The sequence below is a fragment of the Sporosarcina sp. P12(2017) genome (assembly GCF_002743035.1).
Taxonomy (GTDB): Bacteria; Bacillota; Bacilli; order Bacillales_A; family Planococcaceae; genus Sporosarcina; species Sporosarcina ureae.
The window spans coordinates 224,853-245,306 of the sequence record NZ_PDYL01000002.1; the positions used below are offsets into that span (position 1 = coordinate 224,853).

Genomic DNA, 20,454 nt, shown 5'->3' on the forward strand with positions numbered 1-20,454 from the left:
ATTGCCTGAAAGGAAGCGCTTGATTATGATCCAACAACGTTTTATCGAACTAGGGGAAGGCTATAGCGACATCTACGAATTACTCGAGTTAATGTCTACGAACTCCCATCGAATTTACAGAGCCTATATTTTTTCATCTAAACATGAATCTAAAGAACAATTGTCATTGGCAGTTTCTTTTTCTCCTGCAACTGAAAATAATCATTTCATGCCGATCTATATTTGCAGAGAAGGAATTCGCTATTCTGCAGACAAACCATCCAAACGTTATGACTTGTTTGTTAAGCATGCAGAGTCGCTGAATAAAAAGCCTGTCAGAGTGGAAATAAAACATTCATCCGAATTTGCTGAGAATGAGCTATTTTACCAATATATTACTGGGATCTTACGCTTAAATCACTTGTTGCCGCCGCTAAATTAATAAGCGGCAGCAAATTACAAGCCTGTTTTATAATCATATTCTTTTGCTTTATCGGGCTTTGCATTTTCATATATCGTGCTGACGAAGGGCCGCTGTGAAGGCAATACTTTCCGTACAGCCGACAAACGCTCCAACTTAGTGATCGTTGTTTCCACGTCTTCCATATCACAGTAAAGCACAACGTATTTCATTCGCTTTGAAATATAATGAACATGCCCAAATTTGCGCAGTGATTTTGCTTGTTTTAAATGATGGAGATAGACAATTATGCCTTGTCGATCAATCATGATTCTCCCCCTCTTTCTTACTCCATACAATACCATAGGTGAGAAAAGTCCTGCAACCTTGCACAGAAATTGTTTGCATGGACATAAGTGAAATTAAGCTGATCTTTCATCTTTGTTTGTACACCTTCTCTGGAATAGGTTACACTTAAGAAGACATTTATCTGAATTCAATCGGTCTATTCTTTTATAAGACGACTGGATACAAGTATTTTCTGTTCAGTTGAAGTATAAACATTGGCTAAACAAAAAAGTGAGGACTTACTATAATTATTGAGGAGGTTTTAGATTGGGAAGGAAAACAAATGTTGCATTAACTGTAGGCGCTGCAAGTGTGGCTGCATGGGCGGCTTCAAAAGTGATAGCAAAACAAGAACCTCGCACCGAAAAGAAAGCGCTTCGTTTTTCGGAAATAGCTGTTTTAACTGACGCACAACGATGCCAAGATACAGCAGTGAATTCACTTACCGCTTATACGGAAATAGCTGATTTAGGTGTTCACGGCTTCACGGTCGATGTACGACTTACGAAAGATGAAGAAATTCTTTTAGTGCCAACCCAAGAACTTGTGCTTCCCGATGAAATTGCCGACTATACATTAGATGAAATCCATATCGAATCTAGATACGATCATGATCTTGATACACTGAACGGAGATCTATCTGTCGTGTCGTTACGTGAACTGTTGCATAAGTTCCCGCAACTCTTACTTGTAATCTCTATGAGTGATTGCCCTACAACATATGAAGGAAGTTTAATCCCTTCCAAATTGTGGCGATTACTAAAAGAGACGGATTCTATAGAACGCGTTGTAGTAACGAGCCAATATGATGAACAAATTGATCGTTTTAATCTATATGCGCAGAATTCTGTTGCTTTAGGTGCCGGTAGTGAGGAAATTAAAAAAGCATACGTCGCTTACACGAGTAAATTCGGTCACCTATACCGCCCCAACGCAGATCTATTCTGCCTGTCCGAAAAACTAGGTGTGTTTCCGCTTGCTTCAGAAGGCTTCGTTCGCTTCTTACACGATCTCAATATAACTGTATTTTATGAGTTGGATGAGACGGACGAGCTTCCAAAACATGCTAAATTGGACGTTGACGGTTTTATAACAAATCACCCAAAACAATTATTGACGTTCTTCAATGAAAACTAAAGATACAAAGAGTCTAGTTGGTTTATCGAGTGTCCACTAAACACGCGTACAACTGGTACTTCGCTTCAGGTGATCATCCCCTTTGCCACTACCTTTATTTAAAAAGTACCCCCCTGCAGAATTATATCTGCAGGGGGGGGTACTTGTAATTATGAAATACTCTATGCTGAACAAGAACAGCTGCCACCTGAGCCGCAACCTCCGCCGCAAGAACTGTTAGAGAAAGTCCCATCGCCAGCTGGTACTTTCACAGCCTCTGATACGGACTGGCCAATTAGGATACCTATTTCGTCCAACAAATCCTGCACGTCGTTTTCCGCCAGGCGCAAGGCAGCCACTTCATCTTGTAAATCCAGTTCACGCTTTTGAAGACGAATTTCCTTCATGATTACTCTATAATCTGGATGATAGCGACCAAAGCGCTGCACGTCCTCGTATTGTTCTTTCATTTTAGTGAAATCTATGATCTTTTTTCGTAGCTCAGTGTTTGAATATACACGGTCACGTGCGTCTTGATAGGTTTTCACCACTTCAGAACACAGCAGCATCTCGGAAAGTTCTTCCGCCATATCGATGACTCGCATCCACTCATCTGTCATCATCACCATTTGCCGCACCTCCTATCACAACTATCATAACAAAAAACTGGCGTCTCGACTATTCATTAAGATTTTTACTTTTTGGCATTTCTATAACTAAACGATTTTTTCACTTCTTCCATATCGCAAAAATGCATCTTCTGATTCTCTATTTGCTGTATTTGTTCATGTCCTTTACCTGCAATGAGTACAATCTCACCTGGTTGTGCTTGTGTGACAGCGTAGCGGATTGCTTGGTGACGATCGATGAAGACTTCGACAGGTGTTGCAAATCCTACCATGCCCGACAAAATATCCACAATAATTTGAGACGGCTCTTCTGTTCTCGGATTATCTGAAGTCAAAATTACGTGTGAACTGTAGTGAGCAGCTACTGCACCCATTTGCGGCCGTTTTTCACGGTCTCTTTCCCCTCCACATCCAAATACAGTAATCAGCCGTTTTGTGGACTCTGACAATGCCTCCAACACCGCTTGCAAGGCATCGGGCGTGTGCGCATAATCTACATATACTTCAACCCCTGCCTCTTCGTACTTCTCTAGGCGTCCAGTCGGAAGTCGCAGAGCATGCAAATGAGGTTTTATCGCTCGTAATGAATAACCGAGCGCCATTAGAGCCCCTATAGCCGCTCTAGCATTCATTTCATTATGGTGACCTAGATTAGGGAGTAGTACCTTTGGTTGCTGCTTGCCATTAATATGTCGTCTGCTGAAATAAATGGGTGGTTCAGACAACCCCTCTCCTATAACGCGACAAGTTTCGTCATCTTCATTGATCACTAGCTGATCAGCCAATGGAATTAGTAGCTTTTTTGCATCGATGTATCGCTGTCTACCTCCATGTTCAGCGTAGTGATCCATTCCAATATTTAAAAAAACACCTACAGTTAACGGACAGTGCGCTAAACGATTAGTGGATAACCCAATCGAAGATGCTTCGAGAACAATATGGGTCACCTGTAGCTCCATGCATCTGCGTAAAATAGGATGAAATTGTTCAGCTGGTATCGTTGTCATGGAATTTTGAATCGTCTCCGTCAGCTTCCCGTCAATATAAAGACCTGTCGTTCCTATAACGGCTGTTTTATGCCCGAGCTCTTTTAATAACTGTCCGATAAAGTGACTAACTGTTGTTTTACCGTTTGTTCCCGTAACGCCGATGATGAGTAATTCCTCAGCTGGATTATCTGAAAACTTTGCGCTTCCATATGAAATAAATAGTGAACTATCGGGAATTAAAACTACCGTAACTTCCACCGGTATGCGTGTTAAGTCTATGTTATCTCGATCGATCACTAGTGTTTTGGCTCCATTTGATATTGCCTCTTCAATAAATGTCATTCCATCAGACACAACCCCTTTCTTTGCTACAAATACATAATCTTTCTTGACCCTCTTAGAAGATTCCGTAATTCCATCAATTGTTCGTCGAATTGAGCCTTGTAATATAGTGCATGGCCAATCCTTAAGTAATTCAGATAATAGCAAGGTTTCTCGCCCCTTCCCGAACATTTTATTCTTCAGAGAATATAATGAAACGAAGCATAAAGTATTCTATGAAAGGCATAAGAAGAATGTCACGAAGAAAGTTGGGATTCTATGATTATCCAGAAGTTTGGAGGAATTGCCATGCAGAATCAACAACAACGAGCAAAGTGTATTCAGCATATTCGACAGGCCTTGTCGAAACACCGCGCTGTTATCGTTGTAGTCTCTGCAATGGGTAGAGAAGGCGACGCCTATTCCACAGACGATTTGCTTACCCTTACGGACTCCTTCTCGAAATCCAGCGAAGCGAGAGATTTGGCTGCTTCATGCGGTGAATTAATCGCTGCAGCCGTAATATCTGCAGAATTATCTACGGAAGGGATAGACAACACGATTATCTATGGACAAAATACAGGCATTCGAACATCGGGAGAATTCTGCAATGCAACGATTGATAAAATTAATAGTACACATATCGTCAGTACACTTCAAACTCACTCATGTATCATCGTCCCTGGATTTCAAGGGATGAATATACAAGGAAAGTTTATGACTCTTGGTAGAGGTGGCAGTGATTTGACAGCAATCGCATTAGCTTCTGCATTGCACGCCCGCCATGTAGAGTTTTTCAAAGATGTACCCGGTGTTATGTCTGCAGATCCTCATACTACATCTAACTATAAGCGATTCGATCGGCTCTCATTTGATGAATTCCTCCCATTACTAAAATGTAATCGACCCGTTATTCAGGAAAAAGCAGCGGTTTATGCAAAGCAAAAAGCGATGCCCCTTCATATACGAGGCATCGCATCAAACGAGGAAGGTACATGGATCCTTCCTTAGTCGTCATGTATGGAATTTTCTGATTCAGTCTGCGCTATAAAAGACTGGGTGTAGTATTTATTATAAACACCAATGCCGGTATGCGTGAAGTTCGGATTCAGTAAGACATCCCGGTGTTTTGGAGAATTTAACCAGCCATGCACAGTTTCAATTGCATCGATATAATTAAATGCAATGTTTTCGCCTGCCTTGCCTGGAGTTAGTCCAACATCTTTTAAACGCTCGGCAAACACTTTTACAGGTCCTTCCTCATGAGAACTATATTTACGGAATATCATTTCCTGGCTATGCTTTCTTGAAAGTGTGGCCAGCTTATCACTATATGATAAAAGAGGTAATTGATGTTCTTCACGCACTTGGTTAGTCAATTCAAACGTCTGTCGCTCCATCGCACGATCTACTTCAGTCTGAACAGTTGAGGTTGGTTTTGGCGCTTCGATCATTTCTCCAAGATAGGTCATATCATAAGGTTGGTGTTTCACTAAAGTACTCGGGTTAATGAACCGCACACCTTCAATTCCGCCATCTACTTGATCTATATATAATTGCACAAATAAATTCTCATATGGTATCAGGATACGGTTTTTAATATCGTCGCTATTTAATGAAAAGGTATAAATATTTTCTTGAATCGTTACATCAATCTCTGATTCAATCGGTGTAAAGCGATGAATCTCCTGTACATTTTGTCCAATTTTAAACGGCGCTACATCTGATGCGCCATCAGCAGTATATATTTGATTCACTTTCCCATTCAAAACCCCCGCCATAAAACGTGGTTCTTCCGTATATACCCACCATTCATACTGAAAACTCGATGGTTCAATCCTAGAAGGTTTGCCAAATTGCTCTTCAATCTTATCGACTTTCTGTCCGACTAGTACTGACATGCCTTCTTCAGGTCTCGGCATACCTTCCCCACCGATCGATGGACCTTTTTCAGGCACTGCAATCGGCGATCCATGTTGTACTGGTGACTCTAGCGGTAGATTTTCACTTACTTTATCAGTCATGAAATAATAGACTCCCATTACAATCAAAAGCAAAACAAGAATCTTCCATCCTACTCTCCACATGTTATCTCCCTTTCCACTTTATATGCTACTCCTATAATAGTATGACGTATCGGTAGAAATCATCTCGACTGAATATTTAGTCAAGATGAACATCTAGTCAAAAATGGTAACTTTCTTATATTGTACAGAAGACACACACTATAGTCATCTATATAAGCCGGCAAAGAAAGCGTTGACACAATGTTGTCATTGCAAGTAAAATCGATTTGTTTTATGATATAATAGTATACGTATTCGTCAGGACGAACATAGAGGGGGATATACAGATGTATGTTGAAAATATTGGTCTTAAAGGCCTTATAGCAGATTTACGAGTAATGGAAGAAATTATGAATAAGAACAATCTTGAAATTGACGGTCAATGGGATTATGAGCGTGTAACTTTCGACAAGAAGTATATTGTAAAAGAAGGTACATACTATTTGCGCGTTTTCGGTGAACTCGTTGAAGGCGACATCGATGGTAGAAAAGCTACCGTTCGTCTAAAGCAACCAGTTCTAGGAAAGCACTACTACCCACACGGTGTGGAGTACGGCGAAGAAGAAGACTTCCCTGCTAGCTTAGTTAAGGACTGCGAACTAACGTTAAAGAAAGTATATGACGAGTTAAAGCAATATAGTTTGTAATGATATGAAAAAGCCGAAGAGCTAAATGTTCTTCGGCTTTTCTACTATTACTCCACTAATTTGGTTATAATAAAAACAGTATCTATGTGGAGGACGATTACTTTTGAAATTTCTTACAAAACGAAATATCATGATTGCATTCAGTATCATCATACTATTGGTCATTATATTCTTTATTTTACCCGTTTCCATTCCCATTATTTTGGCGTTGCTAACGGCACTTTTTTTAGATCCACTTGTAAAATGGGTAGAGATACGATTTAAATGGAAACGTAAAGTTTCGGTCATTGTGAATTTTATTGTTTTTGTTGGAATCAGTGTGCTATTACTTTTCTATACCGTCACCACACTTATCGGTAAAATAGTTCATTTCACAAAAGAAATTCCGAACTACTTAAATTCCCTCTCAAGTGTATGGATTAACACACAAAGCAAACTATTTCAGTACACGGTAGGCATGCCTGAAGATATTTTGGCTATGCTCGAGAACGAATTCAATGAAATTATTGAATCCATTCGCATTTCGATTATCACACTTTTGAGTTACGATCGAATTTTGGCTTTGATTTCGGATATTCCAAATTTCCTTGTCAGCTTTATTGTGTTCATGATCGCACTATTTTTGTTCATGTTGGAATTGCCCAACTTGAAAAAGACTTTTTATTTTCATTTAACAGAAGCAACTGCAGAAAAAGTACACTATATGATGAGCAGATTACGGTTTGTCATACTAGGATTCGTCAAAGCCCAAATGCTTGTCAGTTTAATCATTCTAGCCGTTTCCTTTATCGGCTTATTAATGATTATCCCTAAATATGCTGTAGTTATGGCTTTGGTGATCTGGATTATTGATATTATTCCGATACTTGGTTCCATCATTATTTTGGCACCTTGGTCGATCTATCAGTATATTTCAGGCGATATCGCAATGGGTACAAAATTAGCAATATTAGCCGTAATACTATTAGTTATCAGAAGAACTATCGAGCCAAAAGTAATGGGTTCCCAAATCGGCTTGTCTCCATTGCCTACTTTGATTGCGATGTTCATCGGTTTGAAACTATTTGGCATCCTCGGTTTCTTCATTGGACCAATGCTCGTCATACTTTTTAATACTGCAAGAGAAGCAGGCATCATTAAACTGAATTTCAAGATTTAATACTAAAAGGGATTCCTCAATGAAGGAATCCCCTTTAGTATGTATAGCGTACAACAATACAAATTCGCTAGATAAAAAAATGAAGTCATTCCCTTTTGGGTGTGACTTCATTTTTTTACGCTAAATATTAAACACCAAGAATCGCATTAAATACAGAAGTAGTTTCTCCACCTTAGTAAAAGACATACAGAGACAAGTATACAGCGACTCCTGTAATGGCTGTGAAGAACCAGATAATACTTGTGGACCGATTTTACGATGCCGTGTCAGATTGTTCTTCAAACCTACATGGATCGTAATAACTCCGAAGATGGCCCCTGTCGTTGCAAATATGATGTGGAAAACTAAAAATACTGTGTAATAAATTTTCAAGTCATCAGGTCCACCAAAAGCTGTATTGCCTATAAATACCGTTCTAGAGATATAAATGATAAAGAACAGTACTGCAGACACAACTGCTGCGATCATCGTTTTTTGGTGCGCTTCTATTTTTCTTTGTCGTATCAAATTCCAACCAATCGCAACCAAAATAGCAGATAAGATGATGAAAAACGTACTGATAGTCGGTAATAGTGGTAGTCACATCCGACACTAACTCCTCTTAGATCAATCAGCCATGCATGGTTAAGTTCTGGCGTTTGAGTAAATCTTGTCTAGTAATTTCGTCCGCGTTATCTTTTTCATACTGTGACCAGCTTAAGAAAATGCGTCCGATAATAACTACATAAACGAGTTCTTGGATGACTTTCATCAATATACCGCCTAATTGCTGATCATAGAGCGTAGGCATATTTGTAAATAGCTCAGGTCCAGAGATGCCAAGGCCTGACAGTCCAGCTAGAGTTCCGCTTGGCACACAGAGCGCCATCGCTTGCAGCCATGCTTCACCACTGCTGTATGTTTCGTACACAGGTACGTCCACGAAGATGATTAACGAACAAGCGGGTGTAATGAGCAAAGCGCTCAATATTACATAACCGATTTTTTTCAAACCATGTAATTGTGGTTGTCCTTTTACTGTATTCACTACAGGCCACCAGAGAAAAATAGCGGAGAAGAAAAGTGTGATGGTGAAAATAGTGTGTAATGGCAAACTTAACTTCACCTGATCCAATATAAGTGGATAGTGATACATTGAGAACATAAATGTAAATACTAATAAACTAATTAGCGGCTTAGTCAATATCATGAATATTTTTTTGAAAATCGTCAACGATAGTAGCTTTTCCCATACCCAGTGCGGTATACCGATGATGAAGAACGGTGCTACGATTAAAAGCAATATAGCCATTTGAGCCATATGGACGGAAAATAAAATATGACCGATTAAATCCATTGGTGAACCTTTGACAATATACAACAATACCATGGAAGATAAAAAATAAGCGGCTTGTTGTTTAGTCAACGGTCTTGAACCTTCGAAACGATCTCGCCATTTAACTGTTATGAGATAATATAGAACGATTCCAAGTGCTATAACTATTAAAAAATAAGGACTCCACAAAGCCCTAAACCCAAATATACTTAACGGCAAAACAACCACTCTCCTTTAATAATCAATTCGATGAATCTATTCTGTGTATAGTGCTGATGCATTCACTATATAGTCCATCACAGCACTAAGTTAACGATAGTCTTTCCTACTGCCTATTATACGAGCTTATAACGCATAACTCAATGTACGAACTTTGACAATTTCACCTAAAAGTGAATAGAAAAAGAGCTTATGGAAGAATCCATAAGCTCTTTTGTTGCTTACCACCAAACGATTGTTACAAATGTAAGTGGGATCAAGAATCCTAACACTGCACCTGTAAACATAAACATTTGTGGAATGCCGTGTCCTTTTTCATTCATATGCATGAAGTAGTAAAGTTGAAGACCAACTTGTACAGCTGCAAAGAGGAATAATGTTGGAATGATAAAGAATTTTGAGAAACCAGCAACGTCATTTAGATGAGCAAACACCATAGAAAATGATACAAGTGTTAAGAAAATCATCAGAGCAAACATCGCAACTTGGCTACGCATTGATTCCTTTGCTCGACGTTGAGACAGTGACTGTTCAGCAGGAGATCTTTTAATCATTTGAACTTCTGACATCAACCGACCACTCCCATCAAGTAAACTACAGTGAAGATGAATACCCAAACTACGTCAATGAAGTGCCAGTAAAGTGAAAATGTATAATATTTAGTTGCGTTATACAAGTTCAATCCACGCTTAGAGTTACGGAAGATCAACAAAGTGATCCATACCAAACCAACTGCCACGTGGAATCCGTGAGTTCCTACTAAAGTATAGAACGCGGAACTGAATGCACTATTACTGAACGTAAATCCTAATTGAACGTAATGAGAGAACTCATACACTTCTAACATCAAGAATCCAAGTCCTAATAATGCTGTTATACCTAACCAAAGTTGCATTTTTTTGAAGTTGAAACTCTTCAAATGATACATTGCATATACACTTGTTAGTGAAGATGTTAAAAGAAGCATTGTCATAACAAATACTAACGGTAATGTGTATAGTTCTTGCGTTGTGAAACCAAAGCCACTTGGACCTTTGTTTTTCAAAGCCATATACGTTGCGAACAACGTAGCGAAGAGAATTGTCTCTCCACCAAGGAATAGCCAGAAACCAACGAATTTATTCTTTGCTTCCAAAGTAGCTCTCTCAGGATGAGCAGGCCATGTTTCAGGGGTGAATTTTGTATTCAAATCCATTAGTTACGCCCCCTTTTAATATTTTCTTGATCCTGCAAGATTTGCTCTTTTGTTACATAATAACCTAGATCATCTTTCAATGAACGAGTTGCCATTGTAACGAATGTGAAAGCAAGACCAAAGATCAATACTCCTAATCCCCATGAAGTTTCTTGATGGAACATTGCACCGAATCCAGCAATGAATAATCCAAGAGTCATCAACATTGGGATGATTGAACCGTGCGGCATATGAATGTCCGTAATAGGTTCAGCTGGTGTAATCATTTCCTTACTACCTTCCATCTTCTCAATCCATAAAGTGTCTAAACCACGAACTAATGGAGTTGCTGGGAAGTTATAGAAAGGTGGTGGAGATGGAATCGCCCACTCAAGTGTACGTCCGTCGCCCCAAGGATCGTTTCCAACACGCTCATTTTTAATAGTTGTCATAATGATGTTGATCACCATAATTGTAAAACCAATTGCCATTAATAGCGCACCGATTGTACTTACGAAGTTCGCAATATTCCAACCTTGTCCATCCATAAACGTCCAAACACGACGTGGCATTCCCCAGAAACCTAACCAGTGCTGAATTAGGAATGTCAAGTGGAAACCGATAAAGAAGAATACGAAAGTAATTTTACCTAATAATTCATTCAACATAGTACCGAACATTTTTGGCCACCAGTAGTGAAGGCCTGCAAAAATAGCTAGTACTACCCCACCTACAATTACGTAGTGGAAGTGAGCTACGATGAAATAAGAATCGTGTAGCTGATAATCAAGTGGTGCTGCCCCTTGCATTACACCTGTTACTCCACCCATTACGAATGAAGGAATAAAACCTAAAGCATAAAGCATTGGAGTTGTAACTTTAATACTACCGCCCCAAATTGTCAGCAACCAGTTAAAGATTTTAACACCTGTAGGTACAGCAATCGCCATAGTAGCTACCGCAAATATTGCGTTCGCTGTCGGTCCAAGTCCAACTGTAAACATATGGTGAGCCCATACCATGAATCCTAGGAAACCGATTAGCACTGTGGCGAATACCATCGCTGTGTAACCGAACAGACGCTTCCGAGCAAATACAGAGAATACTTCAGAGAAAATACCGAATGCAGGTAAGATCAAGATATATACTTCAGGGTGTCCGAAGATCCAGAATATATGCTCCCAGATAATCGTGTTCCCGCCCATCGTATGATCAAAGAAATTACCATTAAACATACGGTCAAACGTTAGGAAAAACAATCCAACAGTCAACGGAGGGAATGCGAACAAAATCATCGCAGACGCAACAAACGTAGTCCATGTAAACAAAGGCATACGCATATACGTCATCCCTGGAGCACGCATGTTAATGATCGTTACTAGGAAGTTAATCCCCGCCATTAACGTACCGCCACCCGCGATTTGTAAACCGATTGCATAGAAATCAACGCCATGCCCTGGCGAGTGAAGTGATAACGATGCATAAGATGTCCATCCAGCATCTGGAACTTCACCGAACAACCAAGAGATGTTAAGGAATAAACCACCAAATGCGAACATCCAAAAACCTAATGAGTTGATGAATGGGAACGCTACGTCACGTGCTCCGATTTGAAGCGGCATGATCGCGTTCATAAAACCAAAGAGAATCGGCATTGCTGCTAAGAAAATCATGGTCGTTCCGTGCATTGTAATTAAGTCATTAAAAAGCCCTGCGCTTACGAGATCGTTGTTTGGTGTAATCAATTGAAGACGAATGATCATCGCTTCAATACCACCTAGAACGAAGAAGAATAATCCCCCGAGGAGATACAGAATTCCGATCTTCTTATGGTCGACTGTTGTCAGCCAATCCCATAGCGTTGCGCCAAAGCCACTTTTTTGAGCAACTGAACTCACTGTGTTACCTCCTATTCAATTTCCGCTTGAAAATTATTTTGCAACTTTTAAGCCCATCAAGTATTCAGCTAATGCATCCAAGTCTTCATCAGAAATTTGATCTTTACTGAATGAAGGCATCGTATTGCCAGGTTTATGTTTCTGTGTATCTCGAATCCAGTCTTTCAGATTCTCTTCATCGTGTTCAAGGAAACCTGCTACACGATTACGATCACCGAATGAAGCCAAGTTGGGTCCTTGTGCACCAGACTCACCTACACCCGAAACTGCGTGACAACCGATACAGCTTTGAGAGAAGACTTCTTCGCCGTCAGCATTAGCAACAACAGGTTCTTCTGCTGTTTCTTGCATACCTGCTACCCAGCTGTCAAATTGATCTCTCGGTAATGTTTTTACTTTAAAGTCCATCAATGCGTGAGAAGGTCCACATAGCTCAGCACATTTTCCGTAGAAAACGCCGTCTTTCAAGCCTTCAGATTCTTTCTCAAATGACAGATAAAATTTATTCACGTTTTCAACGTTCGTATCTAGCTTACCGCCAACTGACGGAATCCAGAATGAGTGCTTTACGTCCGCTGCAATCAAGTTGAAATAAACTTTTTCATCAGTAGGTACTACTAGTTCCTGAGCAGTCACAATACCTAGATCAGGATACTCGAACTCCCACCAATATAACTTTGCAGTAACGTCTACTACTAAGTTTTCAGCGTTACCATCATCATCTACTGCTTCCATTGCTTTCACATCACCTAATTTATACGTGTAGTGAACGGTAGGAATAGCAAGAATCAAAAGTAATACTATTGGAATGAATGTCCAAAGCAGCTCAAGTGTGTGACTTCCTTCCACTTGCTCTGGTATGTGATCTTCACCCAACTTCGAACGTCTGAAGCGGAATAATGCAACAGTGTAAATAATTACTACTACAATGATAACCAGTAACATAATTCCGGATGCTAATAGCAACAACTTGAACTGGTCATTAGCGACTTGTCCTGCTGGTTGGAAGGTTGAAATTTCTTCATTACCACAACCTGCCATGAACAAAGCGAAAACCGCTAGTAAAGAAAAGAGACGCCACTTTTTGAGTCCTTTAATCATCGCTAACTAATACCTCTCTTTCTAAAAAAATGTTTTTCTACTATGGAGAACTGAGTGCCCCTTTATGATGAATTCCTGTTTTAAAGAAAGAATTCCGATACGTTAGATGAATATAGAGAAAATAATCATGGATACAAACAAGATTGTCATATAATTTAAAGAATATACAAACATCCCCGTTGCCCACTTCAAATCTTCTTTAGCTTTAAATCCTTTAATAGCTAAATAAAGCCACCCAACATTCAACAGTGTTGCAAATACTATAAATCCGGTACCGAGCTGTGGTAACAAGAAAGGTAATGGAAATAGTAACAATACCCACATGAGCATCGACTTTTTCGTCCGCTCAAATCCTTTTACTACTGGTAACATCGGAATGTTAGCCGCCCGATACTCTTCTGTTCTACGCATAGCCAACGCATAGAAATGCGGTGGTTGCCATATGAACATGATAAAAAACAATGCCCATGCTCCCATTGGCAGTGTAGGATCAACAGCTGCCCATCCGATTAGGGGTGGAATTGCTCCTGAAAGACTTCCTACTACGGTATTGCTTACGTGCTTACGTTTAGACCACATGGAATACAAAACAACATAAGCGAATACACCCAAGATGCCAAGCCAACCTGCCATAGGTGAAGCAGAGAATAATAATACTTCTCCAGCCACTAGGAATGTAACGGCTAACGTCATCACAGCGGGAGCTTTAAATCTACCTGTTACTGTCGGTCTCGATTTCGTTCTCGACATGACGGGATCAATATCGCGATCAATCAAGTTATTCATAGCACCTGAAGATGCAATGATCAATCCAGTACCCAGAATCGCAAATACCAGTAGATCGAAGTTATGGAGAAAACTTATACCAGTGAATTGAAATGCCAAAAAAAGACCGGTGAACGTAGTGATCAAATTCGAGTTGACAATTCCTATTTTGATCAGCGCCAAAAAGTCTTTCCACAAGGTAATTGTCTCTACTTTTGGATCTGCAACTGTCGAAAGCGTTCGACCGTTTGACATAATAACCCTCCTTTCATAGTTTTCAGCAAAGACCCTATCACCTACTATATCTAAAATCGTCCGAAATTTCCAGACCATTTCTCAATTTATAGCGGTTTGTGCAACCTTTGTGTCTTTATCCTTCACCTTCTATATAGTAATGCATTTCTGACTCTCATTTGTGAAGTTAAAGAGACTATTTTATGAACAATTTGTGAAAAGCCTTACACATCAGTGGTTTATTGCCTTCATGCATTGTGTTTCCTTCAGTTTTTCGTTATCATAAAGTTTGCAATAGATGCTTGGATTCTACAGAAACCCTTGAAATTCAACTATATATCTATATATAAGTATTTCTGGAATTCGGGCAAAAATTTACGTAAATCGACCTTTTAATGGTCAATTCAATAGAAGAAGGTGTTTCGTACTTGCGATACAACAGATATTTAAAATGGTTTGGTGTGGCTTCCACGATCGGAATGCTCGCGATCTTACTTGGTGGAGCGCTAGTTACCAAAACCGACAGCGGTATGGGGTGTGGAAGGCATTGGCCAGGGTGTAATGGACAACTCATTCCAGACGTCATCACAGCAGAAGTATTAATTGAATTCTCACATCGGTTAGTTACAGGTTCGGTAGGTATTTTCATCGTCATATTGGCTGTATGGTCATGGAAAGCACTTGGTCATGTCCGCGAAACAAAGTTTTTAGCTTTTATGGCAGTATTTTTCTTAATTCTACAAGCTTTGATTGGAGCAGCGCAAGTATTATGGGGACAAGGTGATTTTATACTGGCCTTGCACTTTGGGATTTCACTTATATCCTTTGCATCCGTCTTCCTACTGACTTTATTGGTTTTTGAAGTAGACCAGAAGTTTGACGCAGATAAAATACGTATAGAGAAATCATTACGTTTCCACACTATTGGCGTAACCATTTACTCATACGTTGTGATCTATACCGGTGCTCTTGTTCGTCATACTAACTCAGGTCTTGTATGTTCTGACTGGCCTTTGTGCCGTAACAACGAATTCAGTTTACCGAACAATATGTATGAGTGGATCCAGATGGGTCACCGTTTAGCTGCAGCATTGATTGTCGTATGGATTGGGTTCATCGCTATCAAAGCCATTAAACAGTATAGTGATCAACGTGTGATTTACTGGGGTTGGATTACAGCATTTGGTCTAGTACTTGCACAAGCAACAACAGGGATGATTGTTGTACTGACTAAATTAAATCTCTACTTTGCATTGTTGCATTCATTATTCATCACTTTACTATTTGGTTTGTTAACATATCTAGTTCTTCTAGTATCTCGCAGCCGACTGAAGAAGTAACACAAGAGCGCGTAGTAGCTATTTACAGGCTGTTGTTCATTTTTGTATACAAATGTAGCAAAAAACAGCTTCCACTGTCCTAACGACATGTGGAAGCTGTTTTTTTAATGTTCTAATTCAATTAATAAGTCTCCTGACGAGATAGAATCTCCAGGACCTACATAGATCGCTTTCACAACTCCTGCAAAAGGAGCTTGAATCGTTGTTTCCATTTTCATAGCCTCTGTAATCAACAAGTGTTCGCCGCGTTTCACTTTCGCGCCAACAGATACCGCAACTTGTAAAACAGTTCCTGGCATAGTGGCTGCAATATGCGTTTCATTTGAAAGGTCAGCTTTTTGCTTTGCATCATCTTTTGTTTCCACTTGTAAATCTTGGATAATGATCTCACGTGACTGTCCGTTTAACTCGAAATACAGCGTGCGTGTTCCGTCCGGATTGGGTTCACCGATTGACACTAATTTGACGATAAGTGTTTTTCCGAACTCAATCTCTATCTCGATTTCTTCACCTAATCGTAAGCCATACAAGAACTCTGGCGTATTGATGACAGAAACATCATCGAACTGTTTTCTCGTTTCGATGTATTCTTCGAAGACTTTCGGATATAGAACGTAAGCGAGCGCATCGTGCATAGTAGCAGGCTTTTCCATTTTTTCCGTCAACTTCTTAAGGACCTCTGAGAAGTTAACTGGTGCCAATAACTCACCAGGACGTACAGTGATTGCATTGCGGCCTTTTAATATTACCTCTTGTAATTCTTTCGGGAAACCGCCATAAGGCTGGCCGATTGAACCTTCGAAAAACTCAATAACGGATTCTGGGAAATCAATAGATTGTCCTTTTTCAATAACCGTATGCTCGTCCAATTCGTTTTGTACCATGAACAACGCCATATCCCCTACTACTTTTGAAGAAGGTGTCACTTTAACAATATCTCCAAAGAGGAAATTCACGCGAGAGTACATTTTCTTCACTTCTTCCCAGCGCTCTCCAAGCCCGACAGCTTTCGACTGCTGTTGCAAGTTAGAATATTGACCACCCGGCATCTCATGTACATAGATTTCCGAATGAGGACTGTTCATACCACTCTCAAATGGTTTGTAGTATTTTCGCACGTCTTCCCAGTAATGCGATAATTTTTCTAATGACTCTGTATTTGCACGTACATGACGTTCATTATTTTGCATTGCATACGCAAGTGAATTGGCAGAAGGTTGTGAAGTCATACCCGCCATGGAACCAATTGCTGTATCGACAATGTCTACTCCGGCTTCTATCGCTTTGGCATACATATAAATACCATTACCGCTCGTATCATGTGTATGCAAATGAATTGGCAGACTTGTTGACGCTTTCAATTCTGAAACTAAACGATAAGCTGCTTCAGGCTTTAGCAATCCTGCCATATCTTTGATTGCCAGCATATGAGCTCCAACTGATTCGAGCTCTTTAGCCATCTCTTTGTAGTAATTGACAGTATATTTTGCACGATTGTCGTCCAGAATATCTCCTGTATAACAAATCGTCGCTTCTGCAATCTTTCCTGTTGAACGTGTTTCATCAATTGCTACTTCCATACCTTTGATCCAGTTCAAGCTGTCGAAAATACGGAAAACGTCAATACCTGACGCAGCCGACTCTTTAATGAATTCACGGATGACATTATCAGGATAGTTTGTATAACCAACCGCATTAGCACCTCTAAAGAGCATTTGGAACAAGACATTAGGTACTTGCTTGCGTAATTTCTCTAATCGGTCCCACGGGCTTTCTTTCAAGAAGCGGTACGCTACATCGAATGTCGCGCCTCCCCACATCTCGAATGAGAAGAGATCTGGTAATAGATGCGCACTTTCTGTTGCAATTTGCGTTAACTCTTTTGTTCTCATACGCGTAGCCAGTAAAGACTGATGTGCATCCCGGAAAGTAGTATCTGTCAACAGTACATCTTCTTGCTTTAACACCCATTCGACTAAGCCATCTGCACCTTGCTCATCCAGAATCTGTTTCGTACCTTTTTGTATCGGCGCATTATAATCAATTTTCGGAATACGTACCGGGTGCAAAACTGGACGTGTTGGATCATCAATGCCAGGGAATCCGTTTATCGTAACATTTCCAAGATACGATAAAGCTTTCGTTCCTCTATCTTGCTTTTTGGCAAATGTAAATAATTCTGGCGTTTCATCGATAAAGCTCGTATTGTAATTGCCCGATAAAAAGTTTTCATGGCATACGACATTTTCAAGGAAAGGTATATTCGTTTTAATTCCCCGAATTCTGAATTCCTTCAAATTTCTGTGCATTTTGCTTGCAGCATCCCTAAAAGTTGGAGCCCATGTTGAAACTTTCACTAGTAATGAATCATAGTAAGGACTAATAACAGACCCTTGATACGCATTTCCGGTATCCAAGCGAACACCAAACCCGCCACTAGAACGATAGACCATTACTTTGCCTGTATCAGGCATGAAGTCATTCAACGGATCTTCTGTTGTAACACGTGATTGAATAGCATAACCAAATAACGGAATATCTTGTTGCTTTGGTATGTTTATCTGTTCAGAATGAAGAGTTTCACCTGCTGCGATTAGTACTTGTGACTGAACGATATCAATTCCTGTAATCATTTCAGTGATTGTGTGTTCTACTTGAATACGCGGATTGACTTCGATGAAATAGAAGGAGTCGTCAGCTACTAAAAACTCTACTGTACCCGCATTGATATATGATACATTTTTCGATAGTTTAACAGCGGCATTGCAAATCTCATGGCGTAACTCTTCTGTCAATGATATAGAAGGAGCAATCTCCACTACCTTTTGATGGCGACGCTGAATAGAACAATCACGTTCGTACAAATGGACTATTTCTCCATATGTATCACCTAATATTTGCACTTCTATGTGTTTTGGGTTCGTAATGTATTTTTCGACATAGACTTCATCAGAGCCAAATGCAGATTTCGCTTCAGATTTCGCCCGGTTATAAGCCTCTTGCACTTCTTCCGGTGATTCGACGATTCGCATACCTCGTCCTCCGCCACCTAATGAAGCTTTAATAATGATCGGATAGCTATGCTGTTCACCAAATGCTGCAACTTGTTCTACGGAGGTAACCGGTCCATCACTACCTGGTATCACCGGGATATCAGCCAATATTGCTTGTTCTCTAGCCTTTACTTTATCGCCAAACATTTCTAAATGGCTTGAAGTTGGACCAATAAAGATAATCCCCTCTTCTTCCAGACGTGCAGCAAACTGAGCATTTTCCGCTAAAAACCCGTAGCCTGGATGGATCGCATCGACATCCGCTTTTTTGGCGATGTCGATAATTCCTTCAATATCCAAGTATGCATCGATAGGTTTCTTGCCTTCACCCACTATAAATGACTGATCTGCTTTGTAGCGATGTAGTGATGCACGATCTTCAGCTGAATAAATACCAACTGTCGCAATGCCTAATTCTGTACACGCTCTAAATACACGAATTGCAATCTCGCCGCGGTTCGCGACTAGCACTTTCCTAATCTCTCTTCTCTCCACCAACATATCAATCCCCTCTACTTGTTCTCTCATACTTCGCAAACATTGAAACGTTCATCAGTATGCCTAGCGCAATCGACAAGAACACAACAGATGTACCACCATAACTAATAAATGGCAACGTAACTCCTGTTAACGGTATCAATCCTGTCAATCCCCCTAAGTTTACCAATGTTTGAATCGCAATCAAGCTACCTACTCCAGCTGCGAGCATTCTTGCATGGGCGTCTTTTGTACGCAATGCAACAGTAAACGCTCTCATCACGAGGAAAAAGAGACCTCCAAGAACAAGTGTTGTTCCGAGCAATCCAGTTTCTTCAGAGATTACTGCCATAATAACATCAGTATGGGGCTCAGGTAAATAGCCAAGTTTCTGAATACTGTTCCCTAAGCCTACTCCTTTGAGCCCTCCAGCACCAATTGCAATGTATCCATTGACTATTTGTAGACCTGAACCTTGTATGTATTCAAAGGGATCTGTAAAGGCGAGAAAGCGCCCCATACGTGAAGCAGTCATGACTGTATCCCACTTAATCCACAGTACAATACCGATCAATACGCCAAGTAAAGCAAAGAAACGGCTGATGATCAAATAGTTTTTCACTTTCATCCCGCTTGCCATGATGACCGATATAGCAACAAGAAATAAAATCATCGTCGCTCCAAAATCCGGTTCCAACAGAACTAATAAAAGTGATGCTGTTAAAACAGAAAATGTCGGAAAAATAGTAGTTTTAATTTCGTCCAATGTTCCTCCGTAGTATTTATTCGCAAATACACCCGAGAAATATATGATAAACGCAATTTTCGCTACTTCTGTTGGTTGCAAATTCCCTATTCCAAACGGTAAGGAAAGCCAACTTTTAGCTCCTACAGCGTCACCAAATCCGATGAACTTGACAAGGATTAATAAAGTAAACATGATAATTAGCGTGCCATATAAGAACTTTTTATTTCGATAGTGTCGGTAAGGAATTATGGACACCATTAGAAATGCCGGTATGGCAATAGCTAAGTTCACTAATTGTTTTTTAAAGAAATGGGATGGTTCAAAATTATAAATATTCATGGCCCATACCATGCTTGCACTGTAAATCATAATCAATCCAAATAAACAAAGCAGTAAATATACGATAAATAATGGATAGTCAAAATTGCGTAAAATTCGATTCATATAAGTCTTCATTTTCTTTAAACCTCATCGTC

The 20,454-nt window shown here is 39.9% G+C and carries 18 protein-coding genes and 1 pseudogene; 6 read left to right on the forward strand and 13 right to left on the reverse strand.

The features are described from left to right. The first annotated feature begins 25 nt into the window (after positions 1 to 25). Positions 26 to 421, forward strand: coding sequence for a DUF7147 family protein (locus CSV80_RS02565; RefSeq protein WP_099669461.1), 396 nt, complete (start codon positions 26 to 28; stop codon positions 419 to 421). A 14-nt stretch (positions 422 to 435) separates the two neighbouring features. Here the strand turns inward: CSV80_RS02565 and CSV80_RS02570 are convergent, their stop codons facing one another. Continuing rightward, complete coding sequence (locus CSV80_RS02570; RefSeq protein ID WP_029052395.1) at positions 436 to 708, reverse strand: YlbG family protein; 273 nt, start codon at positions 706 to 708, stop codon at positions 436 to 438. 286 nt (positions 709 to 994) lie between these two features. Between CSV80_RS02570 and CSV80_RS02575 the strand changes: the two genes are divergently transcribed. Beyond that, positions 995 to 1,864 carry a PI-PLC domain-containing protein gene (locus tag CSV80_RS02575; RefSeq protein ID WP_099669462.1) on the forward strand — a complete coding sequence of 290 codons (870 nt, stop codon included), beginning with the start codon at positions 995 to 997 and terminating at the stop codon, positions 1,862 to 1,864. A gap of 161 nt (positions 1,865 to 2,025) precedes the next feature. Here CSV80_RS02575 and CSV80_RS02580 read toward each other — a convergent pair whose 3' ends face one another. Together CSV80_RS02580 and CSV80_RS02585 are read right to left on the reverse strand one after the other, a co-directional pair. Continuing rightward, positions 2,026 to 2,469, reverse strand: coding sequence for a YlbF/YmcA family competence regulator (locus tag CSV80_RS02580; RefSeq protein ID WP_029052397.1), 444 nt, complete (start codon positions 2,467 to 2,469; stop codon positions 2,026 to 2,028). 68 nt (positions 2,470 to 2,537) lie between these two features. Beyond that, positions 2,538 to 3,974, reverse strand: a complete 1,437-nt coding sequence (locus CSV80_RS02585; protein ID WP_099669463.1) for a Mur ligase family protein — start codon at positions 3,972 to 3,974, stop codon at positions 2,538 to 2,540. An 87-nt stretch (positions 3,975 to 4,061) separates the two neighbouring features. On the opposite strand from CSV80_RS02585, the gene CSV80_RS02590 reads away from it, so the two are divergent. Continuing rightward, on the forward strand, positions 4,062 to 4,793 hold the full coding sequence (locus CSV80_RS02590; protein WP_099669464.1) for an amino acid kinase family protein: 732 nt from the start codon (positions 4,062 to 4,064) through the stop codon (positions 4,791 to 4,793). On the opposite strand, the gene CSV80_RS02595 is transcribed toward CSV80_RS02590, so the two are convergent. Next, a complete protein-coding gene (locus CSV80_RS02595) occupies positions 4,790 to 5,806 on the reverse strand; it encodes a CAP domain-containing protein (protein WP_158231849.1) in 1,017 nt (338 codons plus the stop codon). The two genes, CSV80_RS02590 and CSV80_RS02595, sit on opposite strands and share 4 nt — an antisense overlap. Before the next feature lie 329 nt (positions 5,807 to 6,135). Here CSV80_RS02595 and CSV80_RS02600 point away from each other — a divergent pair, with 329 nt between their 5' ends. Together CSV80_RS02600 and ytvI are read left to right on the forward strand one after the other, a co-directional pair. Further along, a complete protein-coding gene (locus tag CSV80_RS02600) occupies positions 6,136 to 6,495 on the forward strand; it encodes a YugN family protein (protein ID WP_099669466.1) in 360 nt (119 codons plus the stop codon). A gap of 103 nt (positions 6,496 to 6,598) precedes the next feature. Beyond that, the gene (gene ytvI / locus CSV80_RS02605; protein WP_029052402.1) at positions 6,599 to 7,654 is read left to right on the forward strand and encodes a sporulation integral membrane protein YtvI; all 1,056 of its coding nucleotides are present in this window, start codon (positions 6,599 to 6,601) and stop codon (positions 7,652 to 7,654) included. A 172-nt stretch (positions 7,655 to 7,826) separates the two neighbouring features. On the opposite strand, the pseudogene CSV80_RS02610 reads toward ytvI, so the two are convergent. The 7 genes and pseudogenes from CSV80_RS02610 to cyoE form a co-directional block, all read right to left on the reverse strand. Next, positions 7,827 to 8,215 (reverse strand): annotated as a pseudogene (locus CSV80_RS02610) (DUF420 domain-containing protein). Positions 8,216 to 8,264: 49 nt separating this feature from the next. After that, positions 8,265 to 9,188, reverse strand: a complete 924-nt coding sequence (gene ctaG, locus CSV80_RS02615) for a cytochrome c oxidase assembly factor CtaG (RefSeq protein ID WP_099669467.1) — start codon at positions 9,186 to 9,188, stop codon at positions 8,265 to 8,267. 221 nt (positions 9,189 to 9,409) lie between these two features. Beyond that, positions 9,410 to 9,757 carry a cytochrome C oxidase subunit IV family protein gene (locus CSV80_RS02620; protein ID WP_099669468.1) on the reverse strand — a complete coding sequence of 116 codons (348 nt, stop codon included), beginning with the start codon at positions 9,755 to 9,757 and terminating at the stop codon, positions 9,410 to 9,412. Then, positions 9,757 to 10,383, reverse strand: a complete 627-nt coding sequence (locus CSV80_RS02625; RefSeq protein WP_099669469.1) for a cytochrome (ubi)quinol oxidase subunit III — start codon at positions 10,381 to 10,383, stop codon at positions 9,757 to 9,759. Before CSV80_RS02625 ends, CSV80_RS02620 begins: the two co-directional genes overlap by 1 nt. Continuing rightward, positions 10,383 to 12,260, reverse strand: coding sequence for a cytochrome c oxidase subunit I (locus CSV80_RS02630; RefSeq protein WP_099669470.1), 1,878 nt, complete (start codon positions 12,258 to 12,260; stop codon positions 10,383 to 10,385). The genes CSV80_RS02625 and CSV80_RS02630 overlap by 1 nt, the downstream gene beginning before the upstream one ends. A gap of 33 nt (positions 12,261 to 12,293) precedes the next feature. Next, positions 12,294 to 13,361 carry a cytochrome c oxidase subunit II gene (gene coxB / locus CSV80_RS02635; protein WP_029052408.1) on the reverse strand — a complete coding sequence of 356 codons (1,068 nt, stop codon included), beginning with the start codon at positions 13,359 to 13,361 and terminating at the stop codon, positions 12,294 to 12,296. Positions 13,362 to 13,463: 102 nt separating this feature from the next. Further along, positions 13,464 to 14,381 carry a heme o synthase gene (gene cyoE, locus CSV80_RS02640; protein ID WP_099669471.1) on the reverse strand — a complete coding sequence of 306 codons (918 nt, stop codon included), beginning with the start codon at positions 14,379 to 14,381 and terminating at the stop codon, positions 13,464 to 13,466. A 374-nt stretch (positions 14,382 to 14,755) separates the two neighbouring features. On the opposite strand from cyoE, the gene CSV80_RS02645 reads away from it, so the two are divergent. Beyond that, positions 14,756 to 15,700, forward strand: coding sequence for a COX15/CtaA family protein (locus CSV80_RS02645; protein ID WP_037561324.1), 945 nt, complete (start codon positions 14,756 to 14,758; stop codon positions 15,698 to 15,700). A gap of 104 nt (positions 15,701 to 15,804) precedes the next feature. On the opposite strand, the gene CSV80_RS02650 is transcribed toward CSV80_RS02645, so the two are convergent. Together CSV80_RS02650 and CSV80_RS02655 are read right to left on the reverse strand one after the other, a co-directional pair. Continuing rightward, the gene (locus CSV80_RS02650; protein WP_233201495.1) at positions 15,805 to 19,281 is read right to left on the reverse strand and encodes a pyruvate carboxylase; all 3,477 of its coding nucleotides are present in this window, start codon (positions 19,279 to 19,281) and stop codon (positions 15,805 to 15,807) included. Then, positions 19,256 to 20,434, reverse strand: coding sequence for an FtsW/RodA/SpoVE family cell cycle protein (locus tag CSV80_RS02655; RefSeq protein ID WP_099669473.1), 1,179 nt, complete (start codon positions 20,432 to 20,434; stop codon positions 19,256 to 19,258). The genes CSV80_RS02650 and CSV80_RS02655 overlap by 26 nt, the downstream gene beginning before the upstream one ends. Positions 20,435 to 20,454: the final 20 nt, after the last annotated feature.